Source organism: Paenibacillus sp. R-74696 (genome assembly GCF_055814915.1).
The window spans coordinates 207,616-225,021 of the sequence record NZ_JBPULM010000030.1; the positions used below are offsets into that span (position 1 = coordinate 207,616).

11 protein-coding genes and 1 riboswitch are annotated in these 17,406 nt (G+C 54.9%); of the genes, 1 reads left to right on the top strand and 10 read right to left on the bottom strand.

Going from position 1 to position 17,406, the window contains the following annotated elements; all coding sequences use genetic code 11:
• Positions 1-29 precede the first annotated feature (29 nt).
• The 9 genes from ACSR9A_RS12745 to ACSR9A_RS12785 all read right to left on the bottom strand — a co-directional run bounded on the left by ACSR9A_RS12745 (position 30) and on the right by ACSR9A_RS12785 (position 9,182).
• Entirely contained in the window at positions 30-1,280 is a 1,251-nt protein-coding gene (locus tag ACSR9A_RS12745; protein WP_473757564.1) for a bifunctional 3,4-dihydroxy-2-butanone-4-phosphate synthase/GTP cyclohydrolase II, read from the bottom strand.
• A gap of 51 nt (positions 1,281-1,331) precedes the next feature.
• Positions 1,332-2,021, bottom strand: coding sequence for a riboflavin synthase (gene ribE / locus ACSR9A_RS12750; protein WP_473757566.1), 690 nt, complete (start codon positions 2,019-2,021; stop codon positions 1,332-1,334).
• A gap of 15 nt (positions 2,022-2,036) precedes the next feature.
• Complete coding sequence (gene ribD, locus ACSR9A_RS12755) at positions 2,037-3,143, bottom strand: bifunctional diaminohydroxyphosphoribosylaminopyrimidine deaminase/5-amino-6-(5-phosphoribosylamino)uracil reductase RibD (protein ID WP_473757567.1); 1,107 nt, start codon at positions 3,141-3,143, stop codon at positions 2,037-2,039.
• A 153-nt stretch (positions 3,144-3,296) separates the two neighbouring features.
• Positions 3,297-3,507, bottom strand: a riboswitch (FMN riboswitch).
• 251 nt (positions 3,508-3,758) lie between these two features.
• On the bottom strand, positions 3,759-4,190 hold the full coding sequence (locus ACSR9A_RS12760; protein WP_341278210.1) for a peptidylprolyl isomerase: 432 nt from the start codon (positions 4,188-4,190) through the stop codon (positions 3,759-3,761).
• A 56-nt stretch (positions 4,191-4,246) separates the two neighbouring features.
• Complete coding sequence (lysA, locus tag ACSR9A_RS12765) at positions 4,247-5,578, bottom strand: diaminopimelate decarboxylase (RefSeq protein ID WP_473757568.1); 1,332 nt, start codon at positions 5,576-5,578, stop codon at positions 4,247-4,249.
• Positions 5,579-5,694: 116 nt separating this feature from the next.
• On the bottom strand, positions 5,695-7,524 hold the full coding sequence (locus tag ACSR9A_RS12770; RefSeq protein WP_473757569.1) for a spore germination protein: 1,830 nt from the start codon (positions 7,522-7,524) through the stop codon (positions 5,695-5,697).
• 55 nt (positions 7,525-7,579) lie between these two features.
• The gene (locus ACSR9A_RS12775; RefSeq protein WP_473757571.1) at positions 7,580-8,008 is read right to left on the bottom strand and encodes a stage V sporulation protein AB; all 429 of its coding nucleotides are present in this window, start codon (positions 8,006-8,008) and stop codon (positions 7,580-7,582) included.
• The gene (locus ACSR9A_RS12780) at positions 8,001-8,651 is read right to left on the bottom strand and encodes a stage V sporulation protein AA (protein WP_341278214.1); all 651 of its coding nucleotides are present in this window, start codon (positions 8,649-8,651) and stop codon (positions 8,001-8,003) included. The genes ACSR9A_RS12775 and ACSR9A_RS12780 overlap by 8 nt, the downstream gene beginning before the upstream one ends.
• 198 nt (positions 8,652-8,849) lie before the next feature.
• Positions 8,850-9,182, bottom strand: coding sequence for a transposase (locus ACSR9A_RS12785; RefSeq protein WP_473757572.1), 333 nt, complete (start codon positions 9,180-9,182; stop codon positions 8,850-8,852).
• On the opposite strand from ACSR9A_RS12785, the gene fabZ reads away from it, so the two are divergent.
• Positions 9,135-9,542, top strand: coding sequence for a 3-hydroxyacyl-ACP dehydratase FabZ (gene fabZ / locus ACSR9A_RS12790; RefSeq protein WP_473757573.1), 408 nt, complete (start codon positions 9,135-9,137; stop codon positions 9,540-9,542). The genes ACSR9A_RS12785 and fabZ overlap by 48 nt on opposite strands.
• 55 nt (positions 9,543-9,597) lie before the next feature.
• Here fabZ and ACSR9A_RS12795 read toward each other — a convergent pair whose 3' ends face one another.
• On the bottom strand, positions 9,598-17,394 hold the full coding sequence (locus ACSR9A_RS12795) for an SDR family NAD(P)-dependent oxidoreductase (protein WP_473757574.1): 7,797 nt from the start codon (positions 17,392-17,394) through the stop codon (positions 9,598-9,600).
• Positions 17,395-17,406 lie beyond the last annotated feature (12 nt).

Here is a 17,406-nt window from a genome sequence, read left to right on the forward strand (position 1 = left end):
CCCAATTGGTTTTTATAATGCGTGTAATATTACTTTTGTTCCTGATTTTGATCCTGAAAATCAAACAGATGGCCGAGCTTCGCTTGCTTGGTCCGCAAATAACGGTCATTGTCCTTATTCGCTTCCATTTGAATCGGCACACGCTCGGTAACTTCAAGCCCGTAGCCTTCCAGCCCTTTAATTTTGCGCGGGTTGTTGGTGAGCAGGCGCATTTTGCGAATGCCGAGATCGCGCAAAATTTGTGCTCCAATGCCGTAGTCGCGCAAGTCCGGCGCAAATCCAAGCTGCAAATTGGCATCGACCGTATCGAGCCCCTGCTCCTGAAGCACATAAGCTTTGAGCTTGTTGATTAGGCCGATTCCGCGTCCTTCTTGGCGCATATAGAGCAGCACGCCATTGCCCGCTTCCTCAATCTGCGTCAGCGCTGCCGCAAGCTGCGGTCCGCAATCACAGCGATGCGAATGGAATACATCGCCCGTCAAGCATTCCGAGTGCACGCGCACAAGCAGCGGGCTTTCCGGATCAATCTCGCCTTTTACAAAAGCGACATGCTCCTTGCCGTCTATATCATTCGTAAAACCAATCGCTTTAAAATCTCCGAAATCCGTCGGCATATTAACCTCAACGACTCGCTCAACGAGCTTTTCCTTCGCATTGCGGTATACAATCAGCTCTTGGATTGTAATAAGCTTGAGATCATGCTCATGCTTAAACTCAACAAGATCCGGCAATCTTGCCATCGTGCCGTCTTCATTAATGACTTCGCAAATGACCGCTGCGGGCTCTGAGCCGCACATTAAGGCCAGATCAATACCCGCCTCTGTGTGGCCTGCCCGTCTGAGCACGCCGCCATCTTTCGCAATCAGCGGAAAAATGTGGCCCGGCTTGCGGAAATCCGCCGCCTTCGTATTCGGGTCAATGAGCGACTTGACCGTCTCGGAGCGCTCATGCGCAGAGATGCCGGTCGTTGTGGAAATATGGTCAACGGAAACGGTAAATGCCGTTCCATGAAAATCCGTATTGCGTGCTACCATCGGCGGCAGTTCAAGCTGCTCCGCCCGCTCTGCGGTAATCGGAACGCACACAAGCCCGCGGGCCTTCGTAATCATAAAATTGATCACTTCAGGCGTCGCCATTGAGGCCAGCGCAATGAGGTCGCCTTCATTTTCACGATCCTCATCATCTACAACGATAACGGGCTTGCCAAGCAGCAAATCCTCAAGCGCTTCCTCAATCGTATTAAACAATGATTTCTCCAAAGGCTGATCCTGCTGTCCCATAAAGCTTCCCTCCCTGATCGTTCACCACTTCAACTAAACATCTATTCGTTATTACATAAATCCATTTTCACTTAAAAAAGCAGTGCTCAGCTTCGCTCCGCTTGCCGTGCCAGCTTTGCTGCCGGAAGTCGCCCCAGCCTCGCGAGCTGGCTTGAAATGCAGCAAATGCTCCACATATTTGCCAATCATATCGCATTCGATATTAACGGAATCGCCTATGCGCTTATCGAGCAAAGCCGTTTCGCCAAGCGTATGCGGGATGACGGACACCGAGAAGCCCGAATCATTCGTGCCAACAACCGTTAGGCTGATGCCGTCAATGGCGATCGAACCTTTCGGAATGACATATTTCAGCGTTGCCGCATCGTTCAGCTTAATACTGAATATAACAGCATTGGCGTCGGTTGCCCTTTTTGCAATGACGCCTGTGCCGTCAATATGCCCCTGCACCATATGACCGCCAAAGCGCCCTCCAGCCAGCATCGCGCGCTCCAGATTGACCTGTTCACCGGGCTTTAGCTGGTGAAGATTGGAGCGCCGGTATGTCTCCGGCATTACATCAGCGTCAAAGGTGCTGCCTGTAAAGGAGATGACCGTCAGACAAACGCCGTTTACGGCTATGCTGTCGCCCAGCGCCACACCTTCGAGGACGCGGGAGGCGGCAATCGTTACTACCATAGCCTCGCCCTGCTTGACCACCCGCTTCAGCTTCCCGACTTCTTCAATCAGACCCGTAAACACGGCTAACCCTCCTCTCTAAACATGACGGTAGACCGGGTAGCCGCTTATGCAAATATCAGCTCCCGCTTGCTCCACCTGCGTGCGCTCCAGTTCAATAGCCTGCGCCATTTTTTCAAAGCCTTCAAAATCAAAGGTGCCGGGAGCTGCTGCTCCGCCAATGATTTTGGTAGCCATGTAAATCATGATTTTATCGATGAGTCCTGCTGTTAGCATTGCACCATTGAGCTTACCTCCGCCTTCCAGCAAAATCGACCCTATTTCCAGCTCGCCAAGCTTTCTCATCGCTTCCGGCAAATCAACCTGCTCTCCGGTGCCTGCCCGAATGAGCTCGACGCCAGCAGCCAGCAGCTCCTGCGCCTTGGCGTCACCCGCCTGCTCAGTCGCAATGACGATCGTTCTTGCTGTCCGATCCGTGACCACGCGCGCGGTGAGCGGCAGCTTCAGGCTGCTGTCGATGACAATACGCACCGGATGCAGCGCCGGTACGTCTGCTCTTGTCGTGAGCTGCGGATCGTCTGCAAGAACGGTGCCGATACCGACCATGATACCCATATGCTGATGGCGCAGCGTATGCACCTGCTCCCTTGCAGCACTGCCCGTTACCCATCTGCTGTCGCCGGTGCGGGAAGCAATTTTGCCATCGAGCGTGCTCGCTGTCTTAAGGGTGACAAACGGCAGCTTCGTCGTAATGTATTTATTAAATTTTTCATTCATTTGGTTGGAACGTTCCCCTAGAAGGCCCACCTCAACCTCAATGCCGCATTCCTTCAGCCGTTCAATGCCCCGCCCAGCTACCTGTGGGTTCGGATCGGTCGTTGCAACGACCACCCTTGCCACCTTGGCATCAATAAGCCGCTCGCAGCAAGGCGGCGTCTTGCCAAAATGGCTGCAAGGCTCCAGCGTTACATACGCAGTAGCACCTTCCGCTTCTTCGCCCGCCATTTGCAGCGCATGCACCTCAGCATGCCCGGTTCCCCGCTTGAGATGTGTACCAATGCCGATAATTCGGCCTTCCTTTACAACGACGCAGCCGACGATTGGATTAATATCCGTCTGTCCAGCCGCCTTCTCTGCCATATCCAGTGCTAAGCTCATATAATAACTGTCATTCAAAATATCCATGAACGCAAAAAACCTCCATTAGCAACATAGCCAACGGAGATGAGAGTATATCCTAGAGACCCGCTTTCAAGTACACAAATAATCGATTTTAACAGACCTAATTGCCCAGCAAAAAAAGTGCAAGCAAATAAGCATGAAATCACGCCTTGAAAGTGTCTCCTTCTCCCATCCAGACTGTACTGTCGGTCCCGGAATTGCACCAGGTCAGCCGTACACAATCCGTTCATGCGTTCACACGCTCTGAATTCATTGTATACGGGTCACGGACTGACAGGCAGCATATCTGTCGCTTCAACGTTCCAAGCGCTTAGACAGCCTCCTGATCACCGCCGGTTGGGATTTTCACCCGACCCCGAAGGAAAGCCACTGTATTATTTTTTTCTATACGTTTCGCCAAAACGATGGCGTCTAATAGAAAGAACGCCGTCAGGCGTTTTTCTTATAGTCACTTACTTTTAAAATGTAACTCTGATGAAATGTTACCACCGCAAAATTGAAAAAGCAAGAGTTTTCGATTCTGATTCTCAATTAGCAGTCATAATGTTTGAGCCTTTTATAAAAAAAGCCGCTCGTTCCCCCGACCAATCGGAAAAACAAGCGGCCTTCTAGCAACGATTAAACCGTTACAATTTCAACTTTTTCCATTTTTTCGCCTTGGCGGAACGTGTCAACATGCTCCATGCCTTTAGCTACTTTGCCAAATACAGTGTGTCCGCCATCCAGATGCGGCTGTGGAGCATAGCCGATGTAGAATTGGCTTCCGCCTGTGTTGCGTCCAGCATGCGCCATTGCAAGGGAACCGCGCTCATGCTTGTTTGGGTTGATTTCACAGTTGATTGTGTAGCCAGGTCCGCCAGTGCCGTTGCCAGTAGGGCAGCCGCCTTGAGCAACGAAGCCCGGGATTACGCGGTGGAAAGTCAAACCATTATAAAAACCATCGTTGGCAAGCTTCTCAAAGTTTGCAACTGTGTTAGGCGCATCTTGATCAAAGAGGTCAATTATAACCTCTGCTCCGTTTGCCATTGTAATTTTCGCTTGTTTTGCCATCTATTAAACATCTACCTTTCTATATCCGAATAAGACTACGTTACCAAATTTAACCCTTATTTCGCAAGGGCTGTTTTGCGAAGTCTTGCCGGAAGCAAGTCATTGCCGACAATATTGTCCAAAGATTCGCGCTGAACGACGAGATCAGACACGCCATCTTTGACAAATACGACAGCTGGACGGCGGAAACGGTTGTAGTTGCTCGCCATCGAATAATTATAAGCGCCTGTGCAAAATACTGCAAGCAGATCGCCGCTGTTTGCTTTCGGCAATTCCAAATCAATAATGAGCTTGTCGCCGCTTTCGCAAGCTTTGCCCGCTACGGTAACCGTCTCTTCGCTTGCCTCGTTCGCACGATTTGCAAGCACCGCTTCATAAACGGATTGATAAAGCGCCGGACGCGGGTTATCCATCATGCCGCCATCTACAGCGATATATTTGCGCACGCCTGGAATTTCCTTGCTAGTTCCAACTGTATAAAGCGTTGTGCCTGCATCGCCAACGATGCTGCGGCCCGGCTCAACCCAAATTTCAGGAAGCGGGAATTCCGCTGCCGTAAAGCTGGAAATGAGCGTATCCGTAATCGCTGCAACGTATTGAGCAACTGGAAGCGGGGAATCTCCGTCTACATAACGGATGCCGAAGCCGCCGCCAAGGTTGATAACCTGGAACGTCAAGCCAAGGTCTTGGCGAATTTCAATTGCAAACGCCGACATTTTCTCAACAGCCATCTTAAAGCCGTCTACTTCAAAAATTTGCGAGCCGATGTGGGAATGAACGCCAAGCACATCCAGATTGGACAGCTCCATCGCTTCCTTAATCGCCAGTTTAGCCGCGCCATTCGTCAAATCGAAGCCGAACTTGGAATCTTGTTGGCCCGTGGAAATATAGTCATGCGTATGCGCCTCAACACCCGGCGTAATCCGCAGCAAAATTTTAACCGTCAAGCCTTTGTCCTTCGCCAGCGCATTAAGCACTTTAAGCTCAGTAGAGTTATCTACTACGAAGCAGCCGATGCCTGCATCCAGCGCCATATTGATTTCATCCGGCGATTTATTGTTGCCGTGGAAGTGAATGCGCGCTGCTGGGAAGCCCGCTTTCAGCGCCGTGTGCAGCTCTCCGTCGGAAACGATGTCAAGCGACAGGTTTTCCTGCTCGGCAAGCGCACACATTGCCATTGTGCTGAATGCTTTGCTTGCATAGGCCACTTGAAATTGCAGGCCGGATTTTTGAAAAGCGGTCACATATTCATTCGCGCGCTTTCGCACTAACGCCTCATCGACAATATATAGCGGCGTACCATATTCTTTCGCCAGCTCCGTTACATCACAGCCGCCGATTTCCAAATGCCCCTGGGCATTAACTTTGCTCGTTCCGTGCAAGTACATTGTTATTATTCCTCCATACGTGAATAGATTCGATTTACACCAATAGCAACAGTATATCGCAATCTACCCGCAAGCGTAATGGATAATTTAACAAGTCATTTGCATTATTTACGGCTTTACTCCGTTTCGGGCATTTTATCGAGCTGCTGGGGCCGCAGCAGATTGGGCCGCTTGCGATTTTGCAGCACGGGCGTCCGGAAAATGATATTCATCATCGCCCGGAAATCAAACGGAATAAACGGCCACATGTAGGGACGATTGAACGAACGCTCCATGCACAAAAACAGCAGGATAACCGTCGTCCCAACAATGAAGCCCGGCACCTGAAAGGCTGCCACAAGCGTAATGAGCACAAGCCTGACAATGCGGTTCGCCAGCCCCAGCTCATAGCTCGGCGTCGCAAACATCCCAATAGCCGCAACCGACATATACAAAATGACCTCATTGACGAAAATGCCCGTCTGGACCGCAATATCGCCAATGAGAATAGCTGATACGAGCGACATTGCCGTCGCCAGCGAAGTTGGCGTATGCACCGAGGCGAGCCGCAGCAGATCGACACCAACCTCCGCCAGTAGAAATTGTACGAGCAGCGGTAGCTTGCCGGTTTTCGATGGCCCTAGAAACTCCAGCGCCTGCGGCTTCAGCTCCGGATGGATAACGAACAGCAGCCAGAGCGGCAGCAGAAAAAGCGAGGCGAATATGCCAATAAACCGTACCCAGCGCAGATAGGTGCCGATAAACGGCGTCTGGCGATTTTCCTCAACATGCTGGATAAGATCGAAATATGTCGTCGGCAAAATCATGACGCTGGGCGATGTGTCCACGAAGACGACAACCGCTCCTTCCAGCAAATGCGAGGCCACAACATCCGGACGCTCCGAATAACGGACGAGCGGGAATGGGCTCCAGCCCCGTTTAACGGTCGCCTCCTCCAGCTGCTTGTCGGCAAGCGGAATGCCGTCTACCTTGACCAGCGAAATTTTTTCCTTAACGGATTTAAGCAATTCCTTGTCTACCAAATCAGCAATGTAGGCGATACATACATCCGTCTGCGTGCGCTCGCCAATCTGCACCAGCTCGTAACGAAGCTGCGGATCACGCAGCCTGCGCCTTACAAGCGAAATATTCATCATCAACGTTTCGACGAAGCCGTCGCGACTGCCTCTGACGACCCGCTCCAGGCTTGGCTCGTCCGGCGAGCGTGCCGGAAAGTTTTTGGCGTCAATAAGCAGCGCCGTTGCTTCCTTGTCGATGAACAGCGCCGTTCCGCCAGAGAGAATGCCCGTCAGCAGCTTATTCCAGTCCTGCTCGGACTTGACCTGGGATGCTGGCACATACATATCGAGAAAGGCATGCAGCGCATCGGATGATAAATCATCCGGCTGCAAGTAGGTCAGCCGCTTCAGCACTTCTGTTTGCAGCGTATCCTTTGCTAGACCGTTCATAAACACGAACGCGACTCGCCGCTCGCCGAATATCATTTCCCGAACAACAACATCGAAGCTGCTGCCGTAGCCAAGCTCATTTTTCAGCCGCTCCAATACATCATCCAAATCCGAAGGAATCCGCTCCTCGCGACCATCCTGCCCTTGCTCTTTGCCTTGCGACTTCCCTCGTTCCTGCGTTTGCCGCTGTCCCTGCCTGCTTTCTTGCACTTTGGCACGGGCATGCAGCGGCTGATCGTGGCCATGCTGCCCTTCCTCCCTATTTTGCTGGTGGTCGCTTCTACTCTCCACGTGCGGGTTCTCCTTCTCCCCGCCAGCAAGCTGCTGGGCATGAAGAAACCCCTTCACCTGCCGCCAGCCTCGCTCTCTTTTACCGGAAGAATGCTTCTCCCTGCCCGCTTCGGTGTCTGGCTCATTTCCCAGCTTCATCAAGCCAGGAATGCTCGCCTGCTTGTAATCTTGCCCCGTTTCATTGTGCTGCTCTTGATCCTTATCCATCCTCTTCCTTCACCTCAGTTCTCCAGCATAGCCCTGCTCATTCTCTACCATTTCCCTACCATTGATACCAAAGCCAGTCCAGCAGCGACCCGAGCGTTTTGCCAAGCACCATCGCCATCACAAGGCCAACTAAATAGTCCGACAGATGGATGCGTTTGGCGAGGATGGGAAACACATTCAGCACTTCCGTCAGCGCCGCCGCAAGCAAGCCGACGAAAATGCCATTGAGCAGCCCAACAGCAATCTGTGACGTAATGCCCGCAAGCGAAAGCTTCCAATCGAAAAAATCTGCGAATGTCCAATAAACCGCACCGCTTATTACCGCCGTTTCAAACCAAATGGACAGGCTGTAGGCAAAGGCAATTTGGGCCAATCGCGGAATAAGATCCAGCACTGTTAGCAGCGCCACCAGTCCGCTGCCTACCGCAAGCCCTCCCGATAAGCCCAGCATGACAATAAACGCATGAATCGGCCAATCAAGCATCGTCCTCACTCCGAGCGGTTTGACGATCATTTTTTTTACGCATCTCGTCGGCGATAACATAGGCGTTCACATTTTCCTGGTAGGTGAACAGCTCTACTTCTAGCGGATTCGGCTCTTCATTGAATTTTTTTCGGAACAGATGGTTGAAAAACAGCACCATGCCAAGCCCAATGCCGAAGGAATATGGAATTTGAAACCAAAGCGGATGTTCATTATGCTCTCCGGTTATCAGCTCGACGATCCGAATATGGACCTCCTTCATACTGACATCCGTATGGAAGTTCATAATCGCCAGACCTGCGCCGAAAAACAGCAGCAGCCATGAAAAAATCAGCAGCGGAATGCGCGGCTTTGGCGGCTTATCCGCAATCATAACCAGCACCTGCGGATCGCCATAGGCTTCAATAGACAGACCAGGCTCCAGCTCGCGCAGCCGGCTGACAATTTGCAGCAAATCGATGACGACGCGGTTGCCGTCCGGCTTGCTGTGACGATATAGAACGAGCTGGCCGAGGCGCTGTTCCTGCTCTTCGGACTCGCCAAGCAGCCTCGCCGCCTGCCCGAGCGTCACTTCCTTCTCGGGACGTATCCCAATCCGCTTGCGCAAACGCAAATAGAGAGGCTGCCGCTGCGTCGTATCCATCCGTCATCAGTCCTTTATCTGTACTTTGGGTTCGTTTCCCTTTTAGTATGAGAAAAACAGGAATCAGATAGTCACGACGCAGCAGGTAAAAACAAGAAAAAATGGGCTGTCCCAAAAGTAGTTTTTTATCTACCTTGTGATGCCCTTACCGCTTCGAATTTTGAATGAGATAAAAAAAGCGCGAGTTTCGGGGCTAAACTAGCCCCAGAACTTGCGCTTTTGCTTCAGCGTTGCCCACTTGAGCAAATTGTGGGCAAGCGAAAGCCACCCGACCTCAAGACTCACTTTGGGTAAGCCACGAAGCAGATAACGCCAGAATCCCCGGTTACTTTTCAGTTGCCCAATGACACTTTCGGGTTCAATCATACGACGAACCGAAAGGTGGTACCCTTCTTCGCTTTGAAGCAGTTGTATTGCACGGGTCGCGTGCGCGGGCATAGCTCGGACCTCGGGCGTACGGAAACGATTGAGGAGACGGCGGAGATGGTCACCCAGGCCGGCGGCCTCGGGATTGCGTTGCAGATCGATCATACGGAGGAAGAACAGGTGCGGGCGCTGTTTGCATTCAAGAATGTCAGCATCAACGAACCGTTTTTCCAAGGGCATTTCCCAGGATTTCCGGTGATGCCGGGGGTGCTGATCGTCGAGGCAATGGCACAGGTTGGAGGAGTCGCAATGTTGAGCGTGCCGGACTTTAAAGGCAAGATCGCCTTCCTGGCAGGTATTGACGGTGCTCGCTTCCGCCGCCAAGTCGTTCCGGGCGACCAACTGCGCATCGAAGTCTCGATCACGAAACTCAAAGGCGTCATCGGCAAAGGACAGGCCGTTGCTTATGTCGACGGCGAGCTGGCCGCTGAAGCGGAACTGACCTTCGCAATCAAAAAAGACTAATTTTGAAGACAAAAAAAGGGATTCTCACGACCCGCGTGAGAATCCCTTTTTGGCGTTATGAAGTGGTGCCGACGCAACTGCGATGCTCGTTGGCAAACGTTACAAGGAACGTCGGGTCCAGCCCGAATGCGGAGTAGAGCTCTTGGCTGAAAGCAAGGATCGATGCAGCTGCTTTTGGTTCCGAGAGCAGCATCATGTGGTTGGACGAGTCAATGTCGAATAGGTGGAAATCGTCGATCTGACGTTCAAATTCGGACCAATAATCCCCTTGGTCGAATACGGGGCTCGTCTTGACTTTGAAGTACGGTTCCAGTGCCCCGAGGAACGAGCCGCTTTTGTTGCGGAAGAAATAGGCGCTGACCTCTTGCGGATAGGTCAACGGCAAGATGGTAAATCCGCTGCGGTCGATCGCTTCCTGCACGTCAGAACTACTCTGAATCATGGTGTTCAGGTAGTCTTCCGTGCGCTTGTAGCCGCGCTCGCGGGCCAGGGTCAACAGCTGCTTGGAATATTCCTCATCCGAGAGTGTCGGGTCCAGATCATCACGGTGAATCAATGTGGTCGGAATCTTCTCCGGCTCGTGCTGAATCTCGGTGAGCAGGGACATGTTGACCGACTGCAGGATCGCGGTTTTTCTATTGAACATCGCTTCCGGCAAAATGGTCTTGGTGTAGATTTTGTCCGAATACAAGGTGTCGAGGAACATGATGGAGTTCACCTTTTGCCCGAGTTCCTGCAATTGACGGGCCACTTCGTAGGCGAGAAGGCCGCCGAGCGAATAGCCACCGAAGTCATACGGCCCTTCCGGCTGCACGCTCTGAATGATGTGCACGTAATACGCGGCCATCGCGTAGATGCCTCGGATCGGGGTGCGGTTGCTCATCCAACCACGCGCTTTGATGCCGTAGAAGGGTCGGTTGCTCACTTTGGCGATCATCGAGTAGATGCCGACGCCGCCAGCCGTCCCGTGCATCCAGAAGATCGGACGACCTTCCGTGGCTTGGTTCAGCAGGACGAGTTCCGGGAACTGCGGCAAGCTGGTCTGCACGGGCTTGTGGGCCGGCGGTGCTGCGAGCGGTGCTTGCGGCGGTGTGGGAGTCTGGCTCACGATCTCCGCTTTAGGCTTCGCCTTGGTCGTCCCATTGGGAACCAGCTCTCGAATCAGGTCTTCCATCGATCGGCAATCGCTCAGTTTGACGAATGAGAAAGATGGGTCGATCTGCGTTTGTATCTGCTGCAGCAGCTGCATGAACAGAATCGAGTCAAACCCGTAGTGGTCGAGCGGCTTGTTCACCTTAAGCTCCGCAGGCTTGAGACCCACCAGTTCGGAGATGATGCCGATGACTCGCTCCTGCAGATCCTCCGCGATGGCGAGGTCCTGTTCCTCCGAGACGGGAGCCGCCTCGGAAGCAGAAGCTGCAGCAACTGCTGGCAGGCTCTGCGTTGTCAGCTCTCGTCTTGCGATTGTCGGAGCGGTCAGCCAGCAGCGGCGGCGCTCAAACGGATAGGTCGGCAAGGAGATGCGACGAGCGGATGCTCCGCCTTGCAGCGCTTCCCAAGGAATCTTGCCGCCTTTCGCCCAGTAGAGGGCTAATTTTCCAAGATTACCCTCTGCCAGCAAGGCTCGAAGAACGGTCTCTCCGGTGATCACGGCCAGAAGATCGAGGATCTCGGAATGAGACTCGTTCAGGTCGCCGAGATAGAGCACGATGGGCGCGTCGCCTTTTTTCAAATAGCCTCGCAGACCTTGCATCAGCTCGTCGCGGCTTTGTACCACCATCGCAAGTCGCGCCTCCATCTCGTCACGGCCGACTTGCAGCGTGTGCGCGATGTCAGGCAGCTTCAAGCTCTCGTCGGCTTCGAGGAACGCGAGCAGCTGTGCGGCAACCTCGTCCAGACGCTCGCGATTCTTCGCGGAGAGGACGATGATCTGCGGTGGTTCCGTCGGTTCTTGATCGACCGCCTCTTGCTGCGCCGGGATGTATTCTTCGACTACAAGATGCGCGTTCGTGCCGCTGATGCCGGTCGTGCTGACTGCACCGAGGCGCGGGCGCTCATCGGCTGTGGTCCACGATCTGTTCTTGGTATAAATCACGAACGGGCTGTCTGTCAGGTTGATGTAGTCGTTGCTCGATTCATAGTTGTGCAGAGCCGGAATCGTCCGCTCTTTCATCGCCATCAGCATGGAGATCAAGCTGACGACGCCGGATGCGGCGAACGTATGCCCGATCAACGGCTTGATCGAGCCGAGCGCGCAGTATTGCGTCCGGTCAGTGTGTCGGCGGAAGGCGTTAGTGAGCGCCTGCACCTCGATGGGGTCTCCCAATCTGGAACCGACGCTGTGGGAGAGCACAAACTGGATGTCGGCCGGGTTGATGCTGAAGCGCTTGTAGACTTGATGAAGCAGGTCTGCTTGGCTCGCAGGGCTCGGCGCGGTGATGCCGTTGGTCTGGCCGTCGTAGTTGACGGCGCTGCCCTTGATGCAGCCGTAGATCTGATCGCCATCCTCCAGCGCTTTGCTAAGCGGCTTGAGCACGACGACAGCTACCGCTTCGCTCGGCACCAGGCCATTTGCACGCCCGTCGAACACAAAGCAGGTGCCATCCGGGGAGAGCATGTCGAGCTTGCCCATGCCGTTGTGGATCATCGGCGAGACCAACAGGCTGACACCGCCGGCCAGCGCCATGTCGCATTCGCCTTGGCGCAGGGCTTGGCAGGCTTGGTGAATCGCGACGAGACCGGACGAGCAGGCGGCGGTGATCGCCATGTTCGGGCCCTTGAGGTTGAGCGCATAGGAGATGCGGGCCGCGAGCGTGGCGTTCTGGTTGCTGTTCAGCGGACTGTCCTCTCCGGCCAAGAACCCGTACTCTCCCTCTTCCACCCCGACATAGACGCCGCATGCGGTTCCACGAATGCGCTCGCCCATATAGCCGGCATCTTCCAGCGCATGCCATGCTTCCTGCAGGAACAGGCGCTGTTTCGGATCGATGTACTCCGCTTCTTTGGGCGAGATCTTAAAGAACAAGGGATCGAAGCGATCCACGTCCGGGACAAATCCGCCCCATTTGCCCATGCCCTTCTCTTCCCGCCAGTCCCAGCGGTCAGACAGGACGGCCGTGATCGCTTCCTTCCCGTCTCGGATGTTTTTCCACAGTTCCTGCACGTTGCTCGCCTGCGGGAATCTGCCGCTGATCCCGACAATGGCAATCGGCTCCTGCGCACTGCGCACCGCTCCTCCGGGCGCGAATCGCGCCTTGCCGGTCTTTTTGCGCGAAGGGCGCTTGGACGGGGTGCTGACGATTGGAGCGACAGGTGCTGACGCGATCGCCGGTGTGGATGCCGCTTGCTCTTGGTAGAAGTCCCGCATTGCCTCCCTATGTGTGACCGCGTAAAACTGGGTCAGAGCTCTGATCGTGGAATGATCAAAGAACAAGGCTGGCGTCACGGCAATGCTGTAGTGTTTCGACAGGAAACCGGCAAACTCGGCCAAGCTGATCGAATCAAACCCGAAATCGGCCAAGTTCTCCTCGACGTCCAGTTTGGTGCGCGGAATCTTGAGAACGGAGCTGATCTGCTCTTTGAGATCCCACCCCACGCACTGTTCGAGCGTGAATCCTTTCATCTCCGGACGTCTTCCCTTGCCGCAAGAGGTGTTTCTGCCGGAATGCACGGGCACCGGAGTGGGCGCTGCCGACTTCGCGAGGCCCAGCATGCGTTCGATGCGGCTCGGCTGGCCGACCATCACAAGATGCTGGGTGCGGTTCTGCGACAGGATGCGGTCAAAAATTGCAAGGCCCTCTTCCACTTCCAAGAAGCGTTGCCCGCTGGTCTTGAAGTAGGCTTCCGTGTTTTCTTTCTTCTCAAAATGCATGCCCCCAGCTTTCCAAAGCGGCCAGTTGATGACGAATGTTGTCCCGTTGCGCAGCTCGCCATAGGCCATTTGGAAGCGGTTGGCAATCGAATAGTCGCACGAGCCGAAGTCCCCGATGATCGCCGATGAAGAGGAGAAGTAGCAGGTAAAATCAAGTTCCGGCTCCCCTTGCAGCAGTTCGTCGAGCAGAAGCGTTCCTTTGACCTTCGGGTCGAGCACTTGCTGGAACCGGCGGTCATCCTTGTCGAGAATGCTCTCGGCTCCGACGAGGCCGGCTGCGTGCAGGACGCCGTGAACACGGCCGAACTGCGACCTGGCTTCTGCAAGCCCCTCCTCCATACGCGTGCGGTCACAGACGTCCGCTTGCAGATAGAAGACGCGGCTGTCTCGTTTTTCAAGCGCTTCGATCTTCGCCTGTTTGGCAGCATCGAGCGCCGAGCGCCCGGTCAGGATCAGGTTGACCGTGTGTTTGCCAGCCAGATGCTCGGCGAGCAAGTAGCCCAGACCGCCCAGACCGCCGGTGATCAGGTAAGTGCCGCCCGATTTCAGCAAGGTGGAAGAGCCGGCTTGGATGCGGGTCGGCTGTACCTTGCAGACGTGGCGCTTGCCGTTTTGGTAGAGGACGCTTTCGATTTTGGAAGCATTAAGCTCGTCTAGAAGGAGATGCATGTTCTCCTGCAAGGAAACGGCCCCGGCTTCTTGCATCACGACAGCCGCTCGGGTATCCGGGAGCACCAAGCCCAAGGAGCGCTCAAAGCCGATCCATGATTCAAGGAACGCACGCTCGGTCGCATTTCGGTGCTGGCCGACGAGCATCAGGCTCTTGGCTTTAAGCTTCGTCGTCGCAAGGGCTTGTACGATGTCGAGGATCGGTTTCGTGTCCTCCACGAGCGAAGCGTCTTCCAGCGGCCAGAGGTAGAGCAAGGCATCAACTTCCCCCTGCTGTTCTTGGACGCTGCGGAGCGCCTGCTGACAGGATGTCTCTTGCGCGACGAAAAGGACCTGCGTCTGCGGGCTTCGCGCTTGCACCGCTTCCACGACCGCACGCTGAGCCTCCGCATTCGAGAGGAAGCAGAGCAGCGTGTTCAAGTTGGAAGGCGCGTGGTTGTTTCGAGCTTTTTCTTGCCAGATCTCCTCAAAGGTCATCAAGGCAAACGGCTCGGCGGATGGAGAGACCGCTTGCGGGCGGTTCTTCTGCGTTTGCAGACCGCTGATTTGCAGACAGACCTTGCCTTGTTCGTCGCAGAACGTGAAGTTGCCGTCGTCTGCCACAACCCACATGGAGGGAGGGCAAGGGGCATAGATCGCGACCTCTTGCAAGGTGGCGGGCACACTCCCTTGCAGCACGGTATCCAGCAAGTGCGGATGGAGCAGAAACTGCGAAGGCACCATCGGCAGCGTGACGCGCGCGCCCCGCTCCTGCAAGGTGGACGCATCGAGGAGTGGCGCTTCGTCCTCTGTCAGCAAGGCGCTTCCTGATGCGTGCAGCTCTTCCTCGTCATTGTAGATCTCAAAGGAGATCTCGCCATTAGCGGCCAGGTACAGTGCGATGTGCACCTGCGACCCGTCAGCACCCACTGCGAGCGGCGACTCCCAGACGATATTTTGCAAACAAAGGCGTGTGCGACCTTCCTTTAGAGCGCCGGACGCCTGTTCCACAGCCGCGCGCGCCATCTCCAACAGGGCGAATTCCGGCACCATCCGATCGCGAAGGAAGGTCTCCTCGCCGGCGAAGACGGTGCTGTAGCGCATTTCGTTCAGGTCTGACGTGTTGCGATGGAGCAGCGGATGCAAGGCGTTGACGGCAGATTTTCCCTGCTTGCCGAAGCCTGTCTGCACGATTTGAAACGCAGGCAACGGGTAGCGCTCTTGCGCAAACGAATAGGTCGGCAGTCCGGTCAGTCGCTTGACCGTCCCCGCCGGGTAGAGCCCTTCCCAGTCGATCCGGTTGCCGTTGACCCACAGTTCTGCAATCGTCTTGAGCTTGCAGTTGTGCAGCAGACTCAGGAGGAACGCCTGTCCCTCTTCGGTGTCGGCCAGATTGATAACGTTGACGCTGCCGTTCTTGCCGACGGTGCCCACGAAGACTTCTCCAGACTTGCCGGCCCCTGCTAGGTAGCGTTCGAGCTGGCCGATCAGCTGGTCCCGGTCTTTGACAACGATGGCAAGCCGTTGTGCCATGCTCTCTCTCGCCACTTGATAGGTGTACAGGAAGTCGGGGAGCGAGACGTCCGGGTGAGAGCGGAGGTAGCGGAGCGCGGCATCGGCATTGGCTTGCAGCGATTCTGCACTTTGGGCCGACAGCACGAACAGACCTGGCATCGCTTCGTTGATCGGCGCTGCAACCGCACGCGACGGATTGGAATAGTCTTCAATCACCATATGGGCATTCGTGCCGCTGTAGCCGAACGAGTTTACGGCAGCCAGGCGCTTGCCATTTCGATTTGGCGTCCACTCGCGACGAGCTGTGTTGACAAAGACCGGGCTGTTGGCAAAGTCGATGTGCTTGTTGCCCTGTGCATACTGGATGGAGGGTGGCATCTCTCCATGCTTCATGCTCATCAAGACTTTGATCACGCCGAGCACGCCTGCTGCAGCCGTCGTGTGACCAATGTTCGCCTTGAGCGAACCGATTCCGCAGAAGCCTGTCTGAGTCGTGAATTTGCGGAAGGTGTTGTTAAGGGCGTGAATCTCGATCGGATCGCCAAGCTTGGTGCCCGTGCCATGCGCTTCAATGTATTGAATGTCTTCCACGTCGATCTCGTACTTGCGGTAGATCGATTCTTGCAGCTGGCTCTGCGCGAGGAAGCTCGGCGCGGTGATGCCGGAGGTCTGGCCGTCTTGGTTGGTGCCGCTGCCTCGGATGATGCCGTAGATGTGGTCGTTGTCCCGCTCGGCATCGCAGAGGCGCTTGAGAATCAAGACCCCGACGCCGTCGCCTACAACGATGCCGTTCGCTCCATCGTCAAATGGACGGCACTCGCCATTAGGAGACAGCATCCCGGCGTTGTGCATGGAGATGAACGAGCCCGGATGGCTGTAGACCGTGATTCCGCCTGCGATGGCGAGGTTGATCTCCCCGCTCTTCAACTGCTGGCAGGCCAGGTCGATCGCCACCATCGAAGAGGAGCAGGCCGTGTTCACCGCCAGCGCCGGCCCTTTCAGATCCAGATAGTACGCCATGCGAGCCGCGAGGATGCTGATGTCATATCCGAGCATGGAATAATGGGAAAAATCTTGAGCGAGCGCCGAGGAACCGGCGGTGCCGATAAAGGTGCCGACGGGCTGCCCGCGCAGCTGCGTCGGGGTGTAGCCGGCATCTTCTAAAGACTTGTACGCTTCTTCCAGCAAAATACGCTGGGTGACATCCATCTTCTCAGCTTCGATGGCCGAGATATTAAAAAAGAGCGGGTCAAAGCGGTCGATGTCGTCCATCTTGCCATAGTTGATCGGAAACGGATTGGACGAATGATCTTGGATGTATTCCAGTCGTTTCGGATCGCTCACTTCGCTGATGCATTTTTTCCCGTCGCGAATCAGGTTCCAGAATTCTTCTTGATCGTTCGCCCCGGCACTCCGGACGGAGAGACCGATGATGGCGATCTCCTCGGTCTCGACCCGTGCTTCGCGAGCGGGCGGAGTGGGTGTCGGTGCTGGTGCTGGTTTCGGTGTCGGTGTCGGCGTTGGTGCCGATACCGTCGGCTGTGCTTGTTTTGCAGGTTGTACGAGGGTATGGAACTGCTTTTCCATGTAGACCGCCAGAGACTCAAGGTCTGCACATTCAAATACGATGCTGGTCGGCAGGTTCAGGTCGAACCGGACGTTGATCGCTTCGAGCAGTTCAACCGCATTGAGCGATCCGATCCCCAGTTCTTTGAAGGTATCCGATTGCTCCAATTCGGTGCGTTCCAAACCCAAGGTCTGTTCGAAGATATCGAACAGGATCTCTTTGATCTCAGTTCTGGTAATCCCGTAACTCATGCTCCCTCACTC

Coding starts and splice junctions, on each gene's coding strand:
- ACSR9A_RS12775 (WP_473757571.1), bottom strand. CDS start 8,008: ATGCTTGATTGGCCGATTCATGCGTTTATTGTCATGCTGGGCTTATCG.
- ACSR9A_RS12785 (WP_473757572.1), bottom strand. CDS start 9,182: ATGATCGATCTGCAACGCAATCCCGAGGCCGCCGGCCTGGGTGACCAT.
- ACSR9A_RS12795 (WP_473757574.1), bottom strand. CDS start 17,394: ATGAGTTACGGGATTACCAGAACTGAGATCAAAGAGATCCTGTTCGAT.
- ACSR9A_RS12760 (WP_341278210.1), bottom strand. CDS start 4,190: ATGGCAAAACAAGCGAAAATTACAATGGCAAACGGAGCAGAGGTTATA.
- ACSR9A_RS12780 (WP_341278214.1), bottom strand. CDS start 8,651: ATGGATACGACGCAGCGGCAGCCTCTCTATTTGCGTTTGCGCAAGCGG.
- ACSR9A_RS12770 (WP_473757569.1), bottom strand. CDS start 7,524: ATGGATAAGGATCAAGAGCAGCACAATGAAACGGGGCAAGATTACAAG.
- ribD (WP_473757567.1), bottom strand. CDS start 3,143: ATGGATATTTTGAATGACAGTTATTATATGAGCTTAGCACTGGATATG.
- ACSR9A_RS12745 (WP_473757564.1), bottom strand. CDS start 1,280: ATGGGACAGCAGGATCAGCCTTTGGAGAAATCATTGTTTAATACGATT.
- lysA (WP_473757568.1), bottom strand. CDS start 5,578: ATGTACTTGCACGGAACGAGCAAAGTTAATGCCCAGGGGCATTTGGAA.
- fabZ (WP_473757573.1), top strand. CDS start 9,135: ATGGTCACCCAGGCCGGCGGCCTCGGGATTGCGTTGCAGATCGATCAT.